General features: G+C 44.9%; 16 protein-coding genes. All 16 read right to left on the reverse strand.

Translation table 11 applies throughout. The annotated features are described in order from the left end of the window. Positions 1 to 29: 29 nt before the first annotated feature. Positions 30 to 1,214 carry an elongation factor Tu gene (gene tuf, locus DBT49_RS07790; protein ID WP_060778677.1) on the reverse strand — a complete coding sequence of 395 codons (1,185 nt, stop codon included), beginning with the start codon at positions 1,212 to 1,214 and terminating at the stop codon, positions 30 to 32. Between the two features lie 136 nt (positions 1,215 to 1,350). Beyond that, the gene (gene fusA / locus DBT49_RS07795) at positions 1,351 to 3,444 is read right to left on the reverse strand and encodes an elongation factor G (RefSeq protein ID WP_013669335.1); all 2,094 of its coding nucleotides are present in this window, start codon (positions 3,442 to 3,444) and stop codon (positions 1,351 to 1,353) included. 102 nt (positions 3,445 to 3,546) lie between these two features. Next, complete coding sequence (gene rpsG / locus DBT49_RS07800) at positions 3,547 to 4,017, reverse strand: 30S ribosomal protein S7 (RefSeq protein ID WP_013668505.1); 471 nt, start codon at positions 4,015 to 4,017, stop codon at positions 3,547 to 3,549. A gap of 26 nt (positions 4,018 to 4,043) precedes the next feature. Continuing rightward, positions 4,044 to 4,457, reverse strand: a complete 414-nt coding sequence (gene rpsL / locus DBT49_RS07805) for a 30S ribosomal protein S12 (protein WP_013669654.1) — start codon at positions 4,455 to 4,457, stop codon at positions 4,044 to 4,046. Positions 4,458 to 4,796: 339 nt separating this feature from the next. Next, entirely contained in the window at positions 4,797 to 6,488 is a 1,692-nt protein-coding gene (locus tag DBT49_RS07810; RefSeq protein WP_111846209.1) for a hypothetical protein, read from the reverse strand. Positions 6,489 to 6,808: 320 nt separating this feature from the next. Then, the gene (gene lysS / locus DBT49_RS07815) at positions 6,809 to 8,311 is read right to left on the reverse strand and encodes a lysine--tRNA ligase (protein ID WP_070558370.1); all 1,503 of its coding nucleotides are present in this window, start codon (positions 8,309 to 8,311) and stop codon (positions 6,809 to 6,811) included. Between the two features lie 89 nt (positions 8,312 to 8,400). Continuing rightward, positions 8,401 to 9,450 carry a tRNA dihydrouridine synthase DusB gene (gene dusB / locus DBT49_RS07820; protein ID WP_111846208.1) on the reverse strand — a complete coding sequence of 350 codons (1,050 nt, stop codon included), beginning with the start codon at positions 9,448 to 9,450 and terminating at the stop codon, positions 8,401 to 8,403. A 494-nt stretch (positions 9,451 to 9,944) separates the two neighbouring features. Further along, complete coding sequence (locus DBT49_RS07825) at positions 9,945 to 10,802, reverse strand: pyridoxal-phosphate dependent enzyme (RefSeq protein ID WP_111872418.1); 858 nt, start codon at positions 10,800 to 10,802, stop codon at positions 9,945 to 9,947. Between the two features lie 80 nt (positions 10,803 to 10,882). Then, the gene (gene hslO, locus DBT49_RS07830; RefSeq protein ID WP_070558362.1) at positions 10,883 to 11,764 is read right to left on the reverse strand and encodes an Hsp33 family molecular chaperone HslO; all 882 of its coding nucleotides are present in this window, start codon (positions 11,762 to 11,764) and stop codon (positions 10,883 to 10,885) included. A gap of 178 nt (positions 11,765 to 11,942) precedes the next feature. After that, positions 11,943 to 14,093, reverse strand: coding sequence for an ATP-dependent zinc metalloprotease FtsH (ftsH, locus tag DBT49_RS07835; protein ID WP_070558360.1), 2,151 nt, complete (start codon positions 14,091 to 14,093; stop codon positions 11,943 to 11,945). 65 nt (positions 14,094 to 14,158) lie between these two features. Then, positions 14,159 to 14,692, reverse strand: a complete 534-nt coding sequence (gene hpt / locus DBT49_RS07840; RefSeq protein ID WP_070558358.1) for a hypoxanthine phosphoribosyltransferase — start codon at positions 14,690 to 14,692, stop codon at positions 14,159 to 14,161. A gap of 105 nt (positions 14,693 to 14,797) precedes the next feature. Then, entirely contained in the window at positions 14,798 to 16,216 is a 1,419-nt protein-coding gene (tilS, locus tag DBT49_RS07845) for a tRNA lysidine(34) synthetase TilS (protein ID WP_070558356.1), read from the reverse strand. Between the two features lie 91 nt (positions 16,217 to 16,307). Then, the gene (locus DBT49_RS07850) at positions 16,308 to 16,766 is read right to left on the reverse strand and encodes a S1 domain-containing RNA-binding protein (protein ID WP_070558354.1); all 459 of its coding nucleotides are present in this window, start codon (positions 16,764 to 16,766) and stop codon (positions 16,308 to 16,310) included. A gap of 17 nt (positions 16,767 to 16,783) precedes the next feature. Then, entirely contained in the window at positions 16,784 to 17,236 is a 453-nt protein-coding gene (locus DBT49_RS07855; protein ID WP_070558352.1) for an FtsB family cell division protein, read from the reverse strand. 76 nt (positions 17,237 to 17,312) lie between these two features. Beyond that, entirely contained in the window at positions 17,313 to 17,594 is a 282-nt protein-coding gene (locus DBT49_RS07860; RefSeq protein ID WP_070558350.1) for an RNA-binding S4 domain-containing protein, read from the reverse strand. A 9-nt stretch (positions 17,595 to 17,603) separates the two neighbouring features. Beyond that, entirely contained in the window at positions 17,604 to 19,229 is a 1,626-nt protein-coding gene (locus tag DBT49_RS07865) for a putative polysaccharide biosynthesis protein (RefSeq protein WP_070558348.1), read from the reverse strand. Positions 19,230 to 19,231 lie beyond the last annotated feature (2 nt).

Raw genomic sequence — 19,231 nt, forward strand, 5'->3', positions numbered from 1 at the left:
GAGCTCTTTTTCTTGGCATGTTCTAAAAATTAAAGAATTTCAGAAACAACACCGGCACCAACAGTGTGTCCACCTTCACGGATTGAGAAGTTAGTACCTTCTTCAATAGCGATTGGGTGAATTAATTTAACTTCCATAGTAACGTTGTCACCAGGCATTACCATTGGTGTGTCTTCTGGCAAGATAACTTCACCGGTAATGTCAGTTGTACGGAAGTAGAATTGTGGACGGTAGTTGTTCATGAATGGGGTGTGACGTCCACCTTCTTCTTTAGTTAAAACATAAACTTCAGCTTTGAATTCGGTATGTGGAGTAATGGTACCTGGTTCAGCTAAAACTTGACCACGTTCGATGTTTTCACGGGTAATACCACGTAATAAGGCACCAACGTTGTCACCTGCTTCAGCGTAGTCAAGTGTTTTACGGAACATTTCAAGACCGGTAACAGTTGTTTTTTCAGGTTTGTCAGCTAAACCAACGATTTCAACTTCTTTACCAACTTCGATCTTACCACGTTCAACACGACCAGTAGCAACGGTACCACGACCGGTAATTGAGAATACGTCTTCAACTGGCATCATGAATGGTTTGTCAGTGTCACGTTCTGGAGTTGGGATGTATTCGTCAACAGCTTCCATTAAGTCTAAGATAGCTTGTTCAGCATCTGCGTCGCCTTCAAGAGCTTTTAATGCAGAACCTTTAATTACAGGAACGTCATCTCCTGGGAAACCATATTCACTTAATAAGTCACGAACTTCAAGTTCAACTAATTCAAGTAATTCTTCGTCGTCAACCATATCACATTTGTTTAAGAATACAACGAAGTAAGGAACCCCAACTTGACGAGCAAGTAAGATGTGTTCACGAGTTTGAGCCATAGGACCGTCAGTTGCGGCAACAACTAAGATCGCACCGTCCATTTGAGCAGCACCGGTGATCATGTTCTTAACGTAGTCCGCGTGGCCTGGGCAGTCAACGTGAGCGTAGTGACGGTTAGCTGTTTCGTATTCGATGTGAGAAGTGTTAATAGTAATCCCACGTTCTTGTTCTTCAGGTGCGTTATCGATCGCAGCGTAGTCTTTAGCTTCACCGAAACCATTCTTAGCTAAAACAGTAGCGATAGCTGCTGATAAAGTGGTTTTACCGTGGTCAACGTGACCTAAAGTACCGATATTTACGTGTGGTTTACTACGATCAAAATGTTCTTTTGCCATTGTATAATTTTCCTCCTAAAAGTTAACACTAAATTTCTATCTTATGTATATAGATTCAGTAGTTTAATTATATGAGATAGGCCTTGATAAAGTCAAGGACTCTACCTCATCTTTCCTTGATTTTTAAGCCTTTAGACTAATCTTCAGAACCTTTACCATATTTGGCAATGATTTCTTCACTGACAGATTTTGGAACAGGTTCATAGTGGTCAAAGGTCATGGTAAATGTCCCACGTCCTTGGGTTGCTGAACGTAAGGTCGTTGCATACCCAAACATTTCAGATAGTGGCACAAATGAGTGTAAGGTTAAAGCGTTACCGCGTGGTTCTTGTCCTTCGATACGTCCACGACGTGCGGAAACATGTCCCATAACATCGCCTAGGTAGTCTTCAGGAACAACAATGTCAACCTTCATCACAGGTTCAAGGATTACTGCGCCAGCATCTTTAGCTGCATTACGTAATGCAAGAGAAGCGGCAACCTTGAAGGCTGCTTCACTGGAGTCGACATCGTGGTAAGAACCATCATATAGCTTAGCCTTCACGTCAACTAATGGGAAGCCTGCTAGGACACCATTTTCCATAGCGTCTTTCAAACCAGCTTCAACTGAAGGGATGTATTCACGAGGAACAACCCCACCAACGATAGCGTCTTCGAATTCGAAACCGGCACCTTCTTCGTTAGGGGTAAATTCGATCCATACGTCCCCGTATTGCCCTTTACCACCAGATTGACGAACAAACTTACCTTGGGCTTGTGTTTGTTTAGTGAAGGTTTCACGGTAAGACACTTGAGGAGCACCAACAGTTGCTTCAACGTTGAATTCACGTTTCAAACGGTCAACGATAATGTCTAAGTGCAACTCACCCATACCGGCAATAATGGTTTGACCAGTTTCATGGTCGGTACTTGCACGGAAGGTTGGGTCTTCTTCAGCTAATTTACCCAAAGCAATTTGCATCTTGTCTTGGTCAGCCTTGGTGTTTGGTTCGATAGCCACTTCGATAACGGGTTCTGGAAATTCCATTCTTTCCAAAATAATTGGGTTCTTGGTATCACAGAGAGTGTCACCAGTTGTGGTGTTCTTCAAACCAACCGCAGCAGCGATGTCACCAGAGAAGACTTCTTCAACTTCTGAACGAGAGTTAGCGTGCATCAATAAGATACGTCCGACACGTTCACGGGTGTCAGAAGTAGCGTTCAGCACGTAAGAACCAGCTTCAAGAGTTCCTGAGTAAACGCGGAAGAAGGTTAAACGACCAACATAAGGGTCTGTCATAACCTTGAAGGCTAATGCTGAGAATGGTGAGTCATCGTTTGCACGAACTTCAAAGGTTTCATCTGGGTTGTTTGCGCGTTCTGCTTCAATTGGAGGAACGTCAGTAGGTGCAGGTAAGTAGTCAATAACTGCATCTAACATTAATTGAACCCCTTTGTTCTTGAAGGCAGATCCACATAATACTGGGAAGAATTCCAAGTTCAAGGTTGCTTTACGGATAGCAGCTTTTAATTGTTCTTCAGTGATTTCTTCACCTTCTAGGTAAGCAATCATTAAGTCTTCGTCAGTATCTGCAACTGCTTCAACAAGGTCAGTACGCCATTTTTCAGCAAGTTCTTGATATTCTTCTGGAATATCTTCTTCATCAATCACTTGACCCATTTCGTCTTCATAAATTTCAGCTTTCATCTTAACTAAGTCAATGATTCCAGTGAAATTGTCTTCAGCACCAATAGGTAATTGGATTGCGTGAGCATTTGCTCCTAAGCGGTCTTTGATGGTGTCAACAGCATATAAGAAGTCAGCACCGATCTTGTCCATCTTGTTAGCAAATACGATACGTGGAACATGGTAGGTATCAGCTTGACGCCAAACAGTTTCTGTTTGAGGTTCTACCCCGGATTGAGCGTCAAGAACGGTTACGGCACCGTCAAGAACACGTAAGGAACGTTCAACTTCAACTGTGAAGTCCACGTGCCCTGGGGTGTCGATAATGTTTACTCGATAACCCTTCCATTGTGCAGTTGTTGCTGCAGAAGTAATCGTAATCCCACGTTCTTGTTCTTGTTCCATCCAGTCCATTTGGGAAGCCCCTTCGTGGGTTTCACCAATTTTGTGGATTTTACCGGTATAGTACAAGATACGTTCAGTCGTGGTTGTCTTACCGGCATCGATGTGGGCCATAATTCCGATGTTTCTTGTTTTTTCAAGAGGGAATTCTCTTTTAGCCATCTTTGAATAACTCTCCTTTACTTTAAAATAGAATAAAAACTTGTCCTCACTTATAATACCTGCCGTACTAGGAAATTTCCACTAATAAAGCAGGAAAAATTATTACCAGCGGAAGTGAGCGAAAGCTTTGTTGGCTTCAGCCATACGGTGGGTTTCTTCACGTTTTCTAACGGCAGCACCGGTGTTGTTAGCAGCGTCCATGATTTCACGCGCTAAACGAACGTTCATGGTTCCTTCACCACGGTTACGAGCTGCTTGAACGAGCCAACGAAGAGCTAAAGTTTGACGGCGTTCTGGGCGAACTTCCATAGGCACTTGGTAGTTAGCACCCCCAACACGACGCGCTTTAACTTCTAAAACTGGAGAAATGTTTTCAAGCGCTTCTTGGTAAACTTCCATAGCGTCATTTCCAGTTTCTTCTTTAATAATATCAAAAGCATTGTATAAGATGGTTGCTGCTTTACCACGTTTACCGTCAACCATGATTTGGCTGATTAGGCGAGTAACCATTTTTGAATTGTAAATTGGGTCTGGCAATACATCACGTTTTGCAACATGTCCTTTACGAGGCATCCAATGCCCTCCTTTCTGATTTAATCTTAGTCTCTAGGTTTTTTGGTTCCGTATTTAGAACGACTTTGACGGCGGTTTTCAACACCAGCGGTATCTAAAGCGCCACGAACGATGTGGTAACGAACCCCTGGTAAGTCCTTAACACGACCACCACGAATAAGTACGACACTGTGTTCTTGAAGGTTGTGCCCAATTCCTGGAATATAAGCAGTAACTTCAACCATGTTGGATAAACGTACACGAGCGTATTTACGTAAGGCTGAGTTAGGTTTCTTAGGTGTCATTGTCCCTACACGAGTACATACTCCACGCTTCTGAGGAGAGTTGGTACGGGTAGGTTGTTTTTTCATTGAGTTATAACCTCTATTCAAAGCAGGTGAATTTGATTTTGCCTTGCTAGATTTACGAGGTTTACGTAATAATTGGTTAATAGTAGGCATTTACTATTATTCCTCCTTCCAATTCTTCTGTTTTCATTTTAAAGCCACACATCCTGGTGTGTCATCTACTACAAAAAAGAAATAATCGACACCTAGTGAATCGATTATTGGTGATTTATGTTGTGCCATGATGTATCAGTCAGCACGACTGTATTTTGTTTACAGGAATCTGTATACAAAAAGCACCTTAAATACTCTACCACCCTTTGGCTTTAATGTCAACAAATTAATTCGAAAATTCTATTTTTAGATCAATAGGGATAGAAATAAGGGAAAATACACCCCCAAAAGCAAAAAAAGCCGGTAATCCGGCTTTTCTTCCATTCTTGATTTAAGCAACTAATCGACGACTTCCATCTTCTCCACCTGGCCGTCCTCTCTGACTTGGAGTTTAACCGCCGTATCAGGCACCAGGAAGGGTAGCTCTTCATTAAGCTGAATGGGGACTTGGTAGATACTGCCATCGACTTTCAGGTAATAGACCGAATTGCCCTCTTTGACAACGGCAGCGATTTGGTCCAAGTGACCTTCAATGGTTTTAAGGTCTTCCATTTGACTGACCTCTTCAAAATAGGCGCCACTAGCCTTGGCATACTCTTCAATCAAAGCAGGCACTGACTGAGCGATGATCACATTTTGATAGTTATTGACATCAATTAAAGCATACTGCTTAATCAACCCAGCCTGATCTTTTAAGGACAAGATATACATAGGGTTACCCTTTAAATTGATTAAAAGTGGGAAAGTCGCTTGATAGCCTTTTTCTTGGACAGAGCCTTCCGAAGACTTCATGGCTGAAATTTCTTCTGCTGCGGTCAAGGGGTAGAAACTGGTCTCCTTGGTCCGCATATTGACCAAGACAAAACCGATATTTGAGGCATCTTGGGCTACCGAAGTCACTCCAGTATAAAGGAAGATGTCATCGTTCATGGGCAGGTAATTATAGCCTGCTGTGGGCTTGGTCACCCCCGTCTTGGCAAATAAGGCATTCCAGAAGCCGCCCCGGTATTTCCCGTTCATCTGCAGTTGGTGGAGGATAATGTCGGAAGAATAGACCCGGTCAATCCAGCCAGGCACTTGGTCCAATTGATAGTGCTGGGTCTCCCCACTTACCGCATCCAATAAGACCACGCCTGTAGGTTCAGGCTCCTTGACTATAAAATGCTTACCATAAGTGGTCGCCACATAGTAGGGGTGGCCCTGGTCATCGACCTCAAAGGATGGCTGGTTAAAAATGGCAAAGGGATAGCGTAGGCGCAAGACCCGTTTGGCATTGCGGAAGAAGAGATCATCATTGGTGTATTTCATGGTGTTTTCTAACTCCACTAGTTTAGTGTCTCCTGAGACCATATCGACTTGGATATAGTTAGGAATCCCCTGCCTAAAATTATTCAACCACTTGAAAAAACCAGCATATTCCAAGGGGGATACCCGGTAGGGATGGCCTTGAATATTAATCTGTGTATAGTCAGGGGCCGCTTCAAACTGAGAAACCAATTCAGAAAGTTCACCCAGGCGCCGGTTCCCTAATAAGGCCGCTGTATCGCGGTCAATCAAGGGGATCTGACTCACATCGGTTTCTGGAAAGTCTTCCTTAAAATCTTTCTTATCCAATTCGATCATGTGAGCATAGCGGTTAGCCATGAACAAGGGACTGTAAATGGCCTGGATAGCCAAATAAGCAAGGACTACAAGCCCTACTCCAGCAAAAAGAATCCGATATTTACGCTTAGGCCGGTCTTTTTGACTAAAGGCGGACCGCAAACGCTGGCCAAGATTAGCTTGCCGAGCCTTCTGGCGTTGAGTTCGTTTTAGCTCACTATCATAGATCGCTTCTGCAATAAAGAAGAGTAAGGCCCCGAGGCCAAGAAAGGCCCAAAAAGCCATGGAGGCATAATTTAAAGGCGGTAGGTAAAAATAATAGTAGCCTAATAAGATTAATAAGGCCCCAGCATGTAAGCCCAAACGCAATCTTTTCAGCTGACTTTTCTTCTTTTGGCCTTCCTTTTCTGAATGGGTGACGTCTTTCATAAGCTTTCCTCCTCAAGTGACTTGTCTGTAGGCGTCAGTTCATCGTTATTTATCTATAAGTATTGTTTGACTTAATTATATCAATAAAAAGGCTGCTTCATCTTCCTTTTAGTGAAAATCAAGCAGCCTAAGACTTATGGCAAATCAGCTGGTGCAACAGACTCAGCCTCTTTTCAAAATATGAACTCTCTAATCAAAATGTGCTCCAGTCACAGGACGAACGTCCGCTTCAAAAACTGGTAACGCTCAGCTTCACTGAGCTTATCCCAGTTTTCTCCAGCGATTTCGTCCTTTGGTGTGACTGTCGCACTCTCTTGCTTTTATTTATTACGCATGGTTGGGAAGAGTAGGATGTCGCGGATGGAGTCGGAGTTGGTGAAGATCATTACCAAACGATCAATCCCAATTCCTAAACCGCCCGTTGGTGGCATCCCGGTTTCCAGGGCTTCCACGAAGTCCTCATCCATATGTTGGGCTTCATCGTCACCGAGTTCTCTTTCCTTGACTTGGGCTTCGAAGCGTTGCCGTTGGTCGATAGGGTCAGTCAATTCAGTAAAGGCGTTCCCTGCTTCCGCTCCGGCAATAAAGGCCTCAAAGCGGTCGGTGAAGCGACTGTCTTCTTCATTAGCCCGTGCCAATGGTGAGATTGACTTAGGATGGCCATACACAAAGGTTGGTTGAATTAGGGTTTCTTCCACAAAAGTTTCAAAGAATTCGTTAACTACCTTACCAAAGTCATCCGTGTCTTTGACTTCAACGTGGTGTTCTTTGGCTAGTTGACGCGCTTCTTCATCGGTCATTTCTTGCCAGAAATCGACACCAGTAGCCTCTTTAATAGCGTCAACCATGTGGACCCGGCGCCATTGACCAGAAAAGTCTAATTGGTGGTCCCCATAAGGAATGGTGGTTGATCCCACCACTTGGCTAGCAATATGGTGGTATAATTCTTCGACTAAGTCCATCACGTCCCACATATCGCTATAAGCAGTATAGAGTTCCAACAAGGTGAACTCAGGGTTGTGGGTGTGGTCAATCCCTTCATTTCTGAAGACCCGACCAATTTCATAAACTTTTTCCATTCCTCCTACGATTAAGCGTTTGAGGTGGAGTTCCAAAGCAATACGTAGGTATAAATCAATGTCTAAAGCATTATGGTGAGTAACGAAAGGACGGGCATTGGCTCCCCCAGGAATGTTATGTAAAACTGGGGTTTCCACTTCCAAGTAGCCGCGTTGATCGAGGAAACGACGGATTTCACTGATGATTTTTGACCGGGTAACAAAGCGGTCATAGCTCTCCCGGTTAGTAATCAAGTCCAAATGGCGTTGACGGTAGATTTGTTCCTTGTCTTGTAAGCCATGGTACTTGTCAGGAAGTGGACGCAGCGCCTTGGTTAGATGTTTTAATTCTTCTGCTTTAACCGATAATTCACCAGTATTGGTCCGCATCACATAACCTGAAACAGCGATAATATCACCGAGATCAGCCTTCTTCCAGATATCCATATAATCCTTGTCGCCAATTTCGTCTTTACGAACGTAAATTTGAATTTGACCAGATCCATCTTGAATATGACCAAAACCTGCCCGGCCCTTCCCTCTTTTTGTCATGAGGCGGCCAGCAATATTAACAAAAACTGCCTTATCAGCTAGTTCGTCTTTGTCAAAAGTTTCATACTGGTCATGGATTTCTTGAGCGAGGGCATCGCGCTTAAAGCCTTTCGCAAATGGTTGGTAGCCATTTTCTATTAATTCATCTACTTTTTCGCGACGGACTTGCATTTGGTCATTCATCGCTTCATGCTGTTGGTTTTCCTTTGCCATTATCGACACTCCCATACTATTTTAATTCATTCTATTAAAAACAGCCCTTCAGGCATGCTTTTTTGGTCTTCCCTCTTATTCTATACTATTTAACGGTTTTTAGCAGCTTCTCTTTGTGCTAAACGTTCTTCCCGTGATAAGCGTTGGCGTTTAGGGGCTTTTTCACGCTCTTTAGTCGCCTTAGCGAAATCGTTTAACAGGTCGACGACTTCTTGGTAGGAATCCGCCTGGGTGCAGGCCACCTTGACCTTAGCCGAACGAGGAATTCCTTTGAGATAATAAGCCACCATGGAACGAAATTCCCGGACCCCAACACTTTCTCCTTTTAAGTCAACCAGTCGGGTCAAGTGGTCCTTGCAGGCTTCAATCCGTTCTAGACCCGTTTTTTCAGGTAAGAGTTCGCCGGTCTCTACGTAATGAACCATACGGTGGATTACCCAAGGGTTACCTAGGCAACCCCGTCCCACCATGACACCATCAACCCCATAATTGTCGAGGGCGTACTTGGCTTCTTCGGGAGTCCGGATGTCCCCATTGCCGTAAAAAGGCACAGAGAGCTTTTGACTAACTTGCTTAATAATATTCCAGTTGGCCTTACCGGTATACATTTGCTCCCGGGTTCTGCCGTGCATAGCAATCATCTTCGCGCCAGCTTCTTGAGCAGCCAGGGCATTTTCCACGGCCAGGATATGTTCGTCGTCCCAACCTGTCCGCATTTTCACTGTGACTGGGATGGAAACTGCATCGGCAACCGTCTTTACCCGCTTATAGACTTCATTAGGATCTAAGAGCGCCTTAGATCCCGCATCGGTCTTCACCACTTTATTAACCGGGCAGCCCATGTTGATATCAATGATGGCAGCCTTGGTATTGGCTTCAATAAATTGAGCGGCTTCCGCTAAAGAGTCGGCTTGACCGCCAAAGATCTGCACGGAAAGCGGCCACTCTTCATCCTCAATATGAAGCATAGATAGGGTCTTTTTATTTCTAAAATGAATTCCTTGGTCAGAAATCATTTCACAAACAACCAGTCCCGCTCCCTGGGCCTTGACAATGGTTCGAAAGGCGGCGTTAGAGACACCAGCCATCGGAGCGACCGCAATGGGGTTAGTGATTTCAATATTGCCGATTTTGATCATAGTACTCCCTTTCTAATTATAGACACACCAAATGATTCTATCAGAAAAAACGGCAGAAGAAAAGAGCAGAGGCAAAAGCCCCAGCCCTTTTTCTTTCTTTAATTTCGTCCTTTAATGTGACTGTCGCACTCTTTCTAGTTGAGTTCGGACGCCAGCCTTGAAGTTGCTTCAGAAAATGCCAACGCACAGATTCCTGTGCTTATGGTATTTTCCTCCACCAATTCAAGTCTCTGACGGCGTCCTCACATCCTTACAGTTGAGTTTGGAAGGGTGAGGGAATGTCCTTTCAGAAAAGTTGAACGATCAAGCAAGTTGAGTTCGAACACCAGCCTTGAAGTCACTTCAGAAAATACCAACACACAGCCCTGCTGCGCTTATGGTATTTTCCTCCAGTGATTCAAGTCTTTGATGACGTTCTCACATCCTTATTTCTGATCTTATCAGCTTTTCTTCCAAGGAATCTCCCTCACTGATCCTTCCTCACATCCTTGGATCTACCGTCCATTGGCTATGGTAACTACCTTGTGCCCCCGGCCTAGGCGTTCGGCGACGGCAATCGCTCCAGTAATGGCTAGGGCAGATTGGAAGTCGACTTCAAGGCCTTCATTGACCTTTAGCCACTCTTGTTCTTGATAAGCGCGGCCGTTTTGGACCCGGATAATCTCAGCAAAGAGACTGGTGTCTAGGAGGGGGAAGTCGCTAGCCGTGTCAAGATCATTTAAACTTGATTGACTACTTGCTTCCACAGCATAAATGGCGGTCTTTTCCGACGCTTCTTTGAGGGCCCGGCCGATACCAGAGAGACTTGCTCCTGTTGATACCGCCGAGACAAAGGCATTCGGAGCTTTTCCCCCTAAGGCCTCAATAATTTCTGGCCCCGTAGTCAACTGGTGGACCACCGAGCAGGCATAGTCACTATCAGGATGAAGCAAGACCGCTTCTTCTTTTTGACCGCTTTCAATGGCAGCTTGTCTTTGTTCAGTGACTTTGTCAGGATCGCTGAGAGGATGAATGGTCATACCATATTCACGCAGTGCTTTCAAGTCAGCCTCACTGACCACTTCATTGAGGAAGAAGTCGCCGTCATAACCCTTGATAGCCGCTAGGCAGGCCAAGGAACGAATGGTGACAAAGTCAGCGCAGACCACTAGCGTAGTCCCACTGGCTAGGTCGCCTTTCTCCTCATAGACTTCCAATAGATTTAATAAGGAACGGTCTTTGATGTGACCAGTTGGATTTTGACTTTCTAATTTGACATAAACATCCGCTGCTTGATAAGGAACCGACCGCTGTAATTTAATCAGTGGGGTCTCGCCAATGGTCAAGAGCAAATTATCCAGTTTTTCTACCATTTTACACACCTCTTCATCAGCTTCTTGGTATTTATTATTACCATTTTAGCATAATCAGCTAAGCAACTAAAGGTAAAGGACTAGGCTTCGGCCTCCTCTAGAAGTTTTTCCAAGTCGTCCTTGCTGTAGTGGTAGTGACTATTACAGAAATGGCAAACGGTTTCTGCCTGACCATCTTCTTCAATAATGGCTTTGAGTTCCTGACTACCTAGGCTAACTAAGCCCTTAGCGAAACGTTCCTTGGTGCAGTCACAAGTAAAGCTTATCGGATGGGTAGATAAGATATTGGCTTGGCCTTCACCTAAGAGACGTTCAATAATTTCCTCCAGGCTGGCATGCTGGCTGAGTAATTTAGTGATGTGAGGGAGGTCTTGAACGGTACGCTCCAAGCGGCTAATGGTTTCTTCACTGGCTCCCGGTAAGACTTGTAACATCCAACCACCTGCCTTGTTGACTGATTCATCCGGATTGACCAGGACGCCCAGACCTATGGCAGAAGGAATTTGTTCTGAAGCCGCTAGATAATAAGTGAAATCCTCGGCAATCTCACCCGAAACAATTGGGGTTTGTCCACTAAAAGGTTCCTTCAACCCCAGGTCCTTAGTGACTGAAAAGGTTCCTTCAGTGCCAACCACTTTACGGACATCCAACTTGCCTTGGTCATTCAAGTCAAGCGAAACATGGGGATTGTCAATATAACCTTTGACCTCGCCCGCTCCATTAGCGGTGGTGACAATTTTTCCACCCAGGCCATTGCCTTTAATTTGAACCGACATCCTGGCATCGTCTTTAATATCGCCAGCTAAGAGCAAAGTCCCGATTAGAGTCCGTCCCAAAGCGGCTGTGGCTGCGCTCCAGGTATCATGGCGTTGGTGGGCGTCCTCCACTAAGTCACCGGCATCGATCACACTACAACGTACAAAACCATCTTTACTAATTGCTTTAATTAACTTATCTGTCATTTTTTAATTCCTTTCCTTAATGCCTTTTTATTATGCCTAAATCACCTATCAATAGCAAATGATTGATTTTACTTGTTCATGGCTCTTTTGACTTTTGTCACACTCTCATAAATTTTCTCATGAAAAAAGGACTGCGTCTTTTGGCGCAGTCCCGATTACTTAACTGGTCAAGTTAAGCTTATTCTTGGTCATCATCATTTGATTCTTGGGAAGGGACATTGTCATTTTGAGTTTCATTTGTATGATCCTCATGACGGTCTTCCTCTGGAGAGCTAATGGTCTCTTCCTTGGAATCATCGACCTCTTCTTGAACCTTCTTTTGACGTTCAATTTGAGATTTCTTCAAGTTCTCTTTGGCTTCTTCATAAGAAATTGGTTCATTTTCATGACCACTTTGTTGACTTTCATCATCATCTGGTAAATGACCGTTCTCAAATAGACTCTTAATTTGTTTAGCATTTAAGGTCTCAAGTTTTAAGAGATGTTCAGCAATCACACGAACTTGCTCCTTATGCTGACTTAAGATATCTTTGGCTTCTTCCAAGGCTTGGTCCATGACCTTGCGGAGCTCTTGGTCAATTTTAGCCGCTGTTTCACCTGAATAGGATTTTTGTTGGTAAGGGTTGGTGCCTCTCATGGAGTGGTTACCTTCATAAGAAATCGGACCTAATTCCTCACTCATCCCATATTCAGTAATCATGCTACGGGCTAAAGAGGTTGCCTGTTCAAAGTCATTGGATGCCCCAGTGGTCTGGGTGTCGAAGAAAATTTCTTCTGAAGCACGTCCTCCAAGTAGCCCCACAATTTGTTCGTGAAGGTTTTTCTTGGAATGCATGGTTTGATCTTCCTTAGGTAGCATCACTGCATAACCCCCCGCTTTACCACGAGGAACAATGGTCACCTTATGAACAACGCGAGCATCGCTTAAGACCATACCACAGACGGTATGTCCAGCCTCGTGGAAGGCGGTTACCCGGCGCTCTTCTAAGCTTGGTTGGCTGTTTGGTTTAGCCGGACCAGCGATAACGCGGTCCTGGGCTTCATCCACATCCACCATTTCGATTCTCTTCTTATCTAAACGAGCGGCTAATAAGGCGGCTTCGTTGAGGACGTTTTCTAATTCCGCCCCGGTAAAGCCTGGTGTTTGTTGAGCAATCACTTTGAGGTCAACATTTTGAGCTAGTGGCTTATTGCGGGCGTGAACTTTCAGAATGGCTTCCCGGCCTTTCACATCTGGACGACCCACTAAGATTTGGCGGTCAAAACGTCCTGGACGTAATAAGGCTGGGTCTAAAACATCAGAACGGTTGGTCGCTGCAATCACGATCACATTGTCTTTTTCTTCAAAACCGTCCATTTCAACTAAGAGTTGGTTCAAGGTTTGTTCACGTTCATCGTGACCACCGCTCCCTGAAGCTGCGCCCCGTTGCCGACCAACCGCATCAATTTCATCAATGAAAATGATAGCAGGCGAATTTTTCTTGGCCGTATCAAACAAGTCACGCACCCGGCTAGCCCCGACACCGACGAACATTTCCACAAATTCTGACCCCGAGATGGAGTAGAAAGGCACATTGGCTTCCCCGGCTACGGCTTTAGCTAGTAAGGTTTTACCAGTTCCGGGAGGGCCTTCTAAGAGGACCCCTTTAGGAATCCGAGCACCAATATCGTGGTATTTCTTAGGAGCACGGAGGAAGTCAACCAGTTCAACTAGTTCTTCCTTCTCTTCCTCACAACCAGCAACGTCAGAGAATTTCACCCGTGATTTCTTAGAGACGTCTTCTACCCGGCTTTTACCCATTTGCATGGGGTTGTTCCGCCCCCCGCCTTGGGTTTGTGAGAACATCATATACATGATAAAGACGAAGAAGATTAAGGGAATGGCGCTCATGATCAAACTAATCCACATATTCGTTTGATCTTCTTCTTGGGCCACGACTTCGGTCCCTGAATCTTCTGCCGCTTGGTTAATGGCTGACAGGGTTGAGTCATTAGGTAATACATGAACAATGAAGCCCTTAGCCTGGTCGAGTTCAGTATTATTTAATATCGGAATATTATTGGAAGTCGATGACTCGCTTCCTTCCTTGTCTTCCCGGTACTTCCCGGTGATCTCATAGGCGCCTGCGCGAGGTTTAATTTGAACCGTTTCAATTTCTTTATCCTTTAGTTTTTGAATAAATTCGGACTGGTTAATTTCCTCTGAAGCAGCCGAATTTCCTCCTGACGAGAAGAAATTCACTATTCCTAGAAGCGCCAAGAAAATGACAATGATAATTAGACCACTGGAAAAAAAGTTATTGGGTCTCTTTGATCCTTTTCTTTGCATACATTAGCTCCATTTCTAATTTTAAACTAAATCGGTCTTATCCAGATAGGTAAGTATAACACAGATTAAGCCTGATCGCTCTTTAAAACCCCTACATAAGGTAGATTACGATACTTTTGCGCATAGTCCATGCCGTATCCCACTACAAAAGCGTCAGGGATTTCTTTGCCGAGGTAATCAGCCTCAACTTTTACCTGTCGGCGGTCAGCCTTGTTCAAAAATGCACATATTTTAACCGATGCAGCCTGGCGTTCTTTGAAAAGTTCACCTAGGCGTTCCAAGGTATAGCCTGTATCGACAATATCTTCTACCAATAAGACATGCCGGCCTGCCACTGAAGCCTCTAAGTCTTTGAGGATCTTAACGTCGCCGCCTGATTCAGTGCCATTGCCGTAACTGGAAACCGCCATAAAGTCCACTTCTAGGGGTACATTAATTTCTCGGATTAAATCAGCCATAAATAAAAATGATCCCTTAAGGATTCCGACCACAAGTAGGTCTTGGTCTTGATAATCTTTGGAAATTTCCTCACCTAAGCGCTTATTAATGGCTTGGATTTCCTCCGTACTGATTAAGATATCGCTAATCTCTTGGTTCATGTATAGCCTCCGTGTTATATAAGTTCAATTATGTCCTTAATTGTAGCAAAAGCAGCTACCTGTCTGCAACATTTTCAGCCCTTTTAGACAATTTTTAAGGAATGCTTAGACTCGCTGAATTTGGCTAAAAGCCGCCTCCCCGTTCAGAGGATAGCGGTAGAGCCATTGCCCCTTTTGACTTAAGATTCCAAGGACCCAAGACTGGCCTCGGACAATCAGCCATGCCGTCTGACGGTCAGCTTGAGGGATCTTCTCATTAATAAAGAAACGGCGGATTTTTTGCTGGCTTCCTGAAGGGAGTTTGAGATAGTCACCAGCTTGCCGGTGGCGGATAGTCAGGGCTTGGTCACTTAGGGATTGGGACAAGTAAAAACTCTGGCTAGTGTCCTGATGCTTTTCTTGACCAGCCAAAGTCCAGCTTAAGGAGAAATCTTCTAGTTGGACAGAAGGCCCGCCCAATTCGACTTGTCTATCTGACACATTCCGATTGACTTGATAGTAGCTAGCTGGGCGGGTTTTCAAACGGATAAAGGCGGCCTGGTAGACCTTATCCAGGACATAATTTCCCGGCAAGGCCCATTGGCCCTGGGCAGCCCCCTGGTTAAGAAAGTCGACCAATTCTTCCATTCCCTTCCGAGTGAAGGCCAAGACTTCTGGAATCTCACAGCGCTGAAAAATCATCTCCATTAGTAAGACTTGTTCCGCCTGAGAATACTGACCCAAGGCTTCCAAGTCAATGCGAAAACAGCCCTCTTCCTGGTCAAATAAGTTAGCCAGCAGCTGGTTGAGCTGGGCTTGTGCCAGGTCCAATAAGGCTTTGAGGTCGGTTTGAAAATGACGGAAATGTGCCTTGAAGTTAACAGATTCCCGCTCTAGGTAGGGAATAATCTCTTGACGGAAACGATTGCGTTGGAAGTGCTTATCCCAATTGGTCATGTCTTCCTGGTAGGGAATTCCTTCACCTCTTGCTATGTCATACAGGTTAGCTTTTTCTATCTCTAAAAGGGGGCGGAGAATTTGGGCCTTGGGATAGGTGTAAAGCGGACTAAGGAACTCCATGCCCTTAAAACTAGCCAAATGGCCGCCATGGACCAGGCGCATTAAGCCGGTTTCTACCTGGTCATCACTATGGTGGGCCGTCACCAAACGCAAGGAGGCCTGGTCTTTGAGAATTTTTCCAAAGGCATGGTAGCGGAAGGCCCGGGCCTTGGCTTCTACATTGCCAGCTAAATCGGCTCCATGCTGCCAAAAACTTACCTTGAGGTCCAAGTCGTGCTCTTGGCAATAGGCCACCATCATTTCCTGCTCGGCTTCTGACTCCAAGCGTAAGCGGTGGTTAATATGGATGACAAAGAAATTTAGCCCATAAGTCGCTTGCAGTGTCTCAAAGCACCTTAAAAGGACCATGGAATCTACACCACCAGAAACCGCCAGGGCATAGGGCTTGTGACTAGCTAAATAGTCGCTATCTTCTGCCAATAACTTTTGGTAAATCATTTGGGCAAGTTGACTGAGCTCTAACATCTTCCACCTTCCTCATAAAAATAAAGAAAGAGGCTGTGACCAGCGTCATAACCTCTTGGTAAAATCTTTTTCTATTCTTCATCTCTTGTCATTAGCCGCGACGGCCACCGCGGCCACCACGTTTGCCTTCGGTATTACGCTTCAAGGAAGTTAAGCGATCATCACTTTCCTTTAAGAAATTATTCATCATGGCGTCAAAGTCACTGGTTTTTGCTTGTGGCTTACGGTCAAATTTCTTATGGCTATTGTTGGCCTTAGCTGGCTTAGGACCACTATTGCCATGCTTAGCTTGTGCTTTAGGCTCAGCTTGCTTGTGATCCTTGGCGTCCTTCATGGATAAGGCAATCTTTCCATCCGGTTGAATTTTAGTGACAATCGCGGTCACCTCATCGCCTTTTTGTAGATAATCATTGATATCTTTAATATAGCTATCGGAAATTTCAGAAATGTGGACTAAACCACTGGTTCCATCACCGAGATCGACAAATACACCAAATTTAACAATTCCTGTAACCTTACCAGTTACTTTTTCCCCAACTTCTACGGTCATGAAAGCTTATGATCCTCCTAATTTTTTTCATTATTGACTTTGTTTTGATTATTTTGCGCTTCTAGGTATGCCTTGTTAAGACTTTTTGCCTTCATGGAATCATTATCTTCAGGCGTGGAGAAAATAATTTCGCCCTCTTTGCTGAGATAATATTGGGCCCGGGCTAAGCTCGCCAGGTAAGACTCATTATTTAATAAGGTCACTTGGTTCTTTAGGGAGTCAACAATTTCTTGTTCACTCTGTCTTTGTTGCTTAGCCTGCTCAGTTTGTTCACTTAAGGACCGAGTCTTAAGTTGGGCATGGAAGACGCCAAACAGACATAATAGGGAGCCTAGTAAACAAAATCCTAAGAGCGAGCGCATGATTAAGTCATGCCATTTCTGTTTCTTAGTATCTTCTTGCTCCTTCTTACCAGCGTAGCGTGCAATGGAAGTAATTTTATTCTTATTTTCCTTGCCTTGGTCGCCCATCTTTAGCATCCTTTCACAAAATAGTACCCTTCCTATTGTACCTTGCTTCTTTTAAAAAGTATAGCTCCTATTTTAATTAAAAAAATTCAGGTTCGCTTGCTTTTTCCTTCCATTCCTCATCGAGAATGGTGTACATTTTGCTGGCGTCTTCTTTTTTAGTCGAATTTTCTAGGGCATCGACTCTCAAAGTTAGCCACTTATTTCCAAACTCAATCTTAACCGTATCACCAACTTCCAAGTTGGTCCCTGACTTGGCCGATCGCCCATTGACAGCAACCCGGCCTTGGTCGCAGGCCTCTTTGGCCACGGTACGTCGCTTAATAATTCGAGCAACTTTTAAAAATTTATCAATTCGCATAGACTCTTCCTAACTCTCCTTATTTTTGATCCAATATTTAGCCAAGGGGAGCTCTTGCCACTCAGCCGGATTAAGTATCGGGTATCTTCTTACTACTAATAATACGACACCTGCTCCCAAAAGGACAGCCAAGCCCACAAATAAAGTGGCAAAGGCCCGGCTTTTAGGAAAATTCAACCAAAAGGTCCAACGTAAAACCATAATGGCCAGCCACATGAGCAAGACCACTAGGCTAGTGTCTCTCAGTAAAATTCCCATTTGACTCTCGGTTTTAATCGAATGGGGGATAAAGTGGTGCATCAAGACCAGCATCATCACTAGAGCGAGTAAACTGGACCAAACGCCTCCCACTAGGCCAAAGCGACTAACCAGCAAATGGGCAAAGACCCCTTTGACTAATAATCCCAAGCCCAGGGCCATGGCCGAATAAAACCACTGGTTCTGGCCCAGGAAAATATTATGGTAGATCAATACCCAGCTGGCCAAGACAGTCATCAGTAGATACTGTTCTAAGACCCCGCTACCCTTGGCATCACTAAAGAGCATCACATTGAGCTCCGGTAAGATAGCCATTATCCCCGCCGTGACCAATAGACTGATAAAGAAAGTCAAGCGGCTAAAACGAGCTGCCGCTTCCCTAAATAGAGCCTTTTGTTTTTTGACAAAGGCCTGGGAAAGCAGGGGCAAGTAAGAGGTCTGGAAGGCCAGGGAAAAGACCATGCCCAATTGGACAAAGGGCTGGCCGCGATCATAGACTCCCTTATAAACCTTAGCCAGTTCACTATCCAAACCAAAATCCAGTAAACCATCATAAAGGGTAAAAGAATCAATCAATTGAAAAAAGACCAGTAAGGCTGAAAAACTACAAATCACCAGGCCATCAGTTACAAAGGTTCTTAAAATCTGGGGCCAGGTCAAGTGATAAGGCGGATCTTCAGCCAGGGCGCGACTTCTTTTTGACTGTTGGAATAGGCGCTGGGTGCCCCTGGATTGAAGCAGGGCCAGGATGAGGTAGCTAGCTGCCGTAAAACCAGCAATCCCAGCCGAGGCCATGGCCCAGGCCCCCATCTCATAGAGGGACCAGTCCTGACTAAAGACCTGGCTATAGAGATAAGCCACCCCTAAAATCACCCCAACCCGGACCACTTGCTCGATCACCTGGGAGACGGCGGTATGCTTCATATCATTGCGGCCCTGAAAGGCTCCCCGGATGAGGAGGAGAAAAGGCATGGCTAAGAACATATAGGAAACGCTCCGAATCACCACTGCCAAGTTGGGATCAGCCATTCCCTGAGCTAAAAGCGGGGCCAGAAAAAAGGTCAGGCTAAAACACAATAAAGAAAAAATGACTACTAGGAGACTATAACGTCGTAAAAACAGGCGGCGGTGGGCCAGGTCAACCTGCCAGCTAATTTGTTTGCCCACGTAATTAGGTAAGCCGCTCAGGGCAAAGGTCATTCCAATCCCATAAATGGGGTAGACTTGCTGGTAGACATAGAAACCCGTGTCGCCCACTAAGTTTTGAAAGGGAACCCGGTAAACCGCACTGAGGATCTTAGCGATAATGCCGGCCAGGGTCAACAAGCTGGCTCCCTTTAAGGCTTGTTGACTGCGGCGGTTTTTACTAGACGCCATCC

The sequence above is a fragment of the Aerococcus mictus genome, assembly GCF_003286595.3.
GTDB lineage: Bacteria > Bacillota > Bacilli > Lactobacillales > Aerococcaceae > Aerococcus > Aerococcus mictus.

Bases quoted from the DNA above. Each gene is read 5' to 3' on its own strand.
- tilS (WP_070558356.1), bottom strand. From the start codon at position 16,216: ATGTTAGAGCTCAGTCAACTTGCCCAAATGATTTACCAAAAGTTATTG.
- DBT49_RS07855 (WP_070558352.1), bottom strand. From the start codon at position 17,236: ATGGGCGACCAAGGCAAGGAAAATAAGAATAAAATTACTTCCATTGCA.
- DBT49_RS07810 (WP_111846209.1), bottom strand. From the start codon at position 6,488: ATGAAAGACGTCACCCATTCAGAAAAGGAAGGCCAAAAGAAGAAAAGT.
- hslO (WP_070558362.1), bottom strand. From the start codon at position 11,764: ATGACAGATAAGTTAATTAAAGCAATTAGTAAAGATGGTTTTGTACGT.
- rpsL (WP_013669654.1), bottom strand. From the start codon at position 4,457: ATGCCTACTATTAACCAATTATTACGTAAACCTCGTAAATCTAGCAAG.
- fusA (WP_013669335.1), bottom strand. From the start codon at position 3,444: ATGGCTAAAAGAGAATTCCCTCTTGAAAAAACAAGAAACATCGGAATT.
- ftsH (WP_070558360.1), bottom strand. From the start codon at position 14,093: ATGCAAAGAAAAGGATCAAAGAGACCCAATAACTTTTTTTCCAGTGGT.
- DBT49_RS07860 (WP_070558350.1), bottom strand. From the start codon at position 17,594: ATGCGAATTGATAAATTTTTAAAAGTTGCTCGAATTATTAAGCGACGT.
- tuf (WP_060778677.1), bottom strand. From the start codon at position 1,214: ATGGCAAAAGAACATTTTGATCGTAGTAAACCACACGTAAATATCGGT.
- rpsG (WP_013668505.1), bottom strand. From the start codon at position 4,017: ATGCCTCGTAAAGGACATGTTGCAAAACGTGATGTATTGCCAGACCCA.
- DBT49_RS07825 (WP_111872418.1), bottom strand. From the start codon at position 10,802: ATGGTAGAAAAACTGGATAATTTGCTCTTGACCATTGGCGAGACCCCA.
- DBT49_RS07850 (WP_070558354.1), bottom strand. From the start codon at position 16,766: ATGACCGTAGAAGTTGGGGAAAAAGTAACTGGTAAGGTTACAGGAATT.
- hpt (WP_070558358.1), bottom strand. From the start codon at position 14,692: ATGAACCAAGAGATTAGCGATATCTTAATCAGTACGGAGGAAATCCAA.
- DBT49_RS07865 (WP_070558348.1), bottom strand. From the start codon at position 19,229: ATGGCGTCTAGTAAAAACCGCCGCAGTCAACAAGCCTTAAAGGGAGCC.
- dusB (WP_111846208.1), bottom strand. From the start codon at position 9,450: ATGATCAAAATCGGCAATATTGAAATCACTAACCCCATTGCGGTCGCT.
- lysS (WP_070558370.1), bottom strand. From the start codon at position 8,311: ATGGCAAAGGAAAACCAACAGCATGAAGCGATGAATGACCAAATGCAA.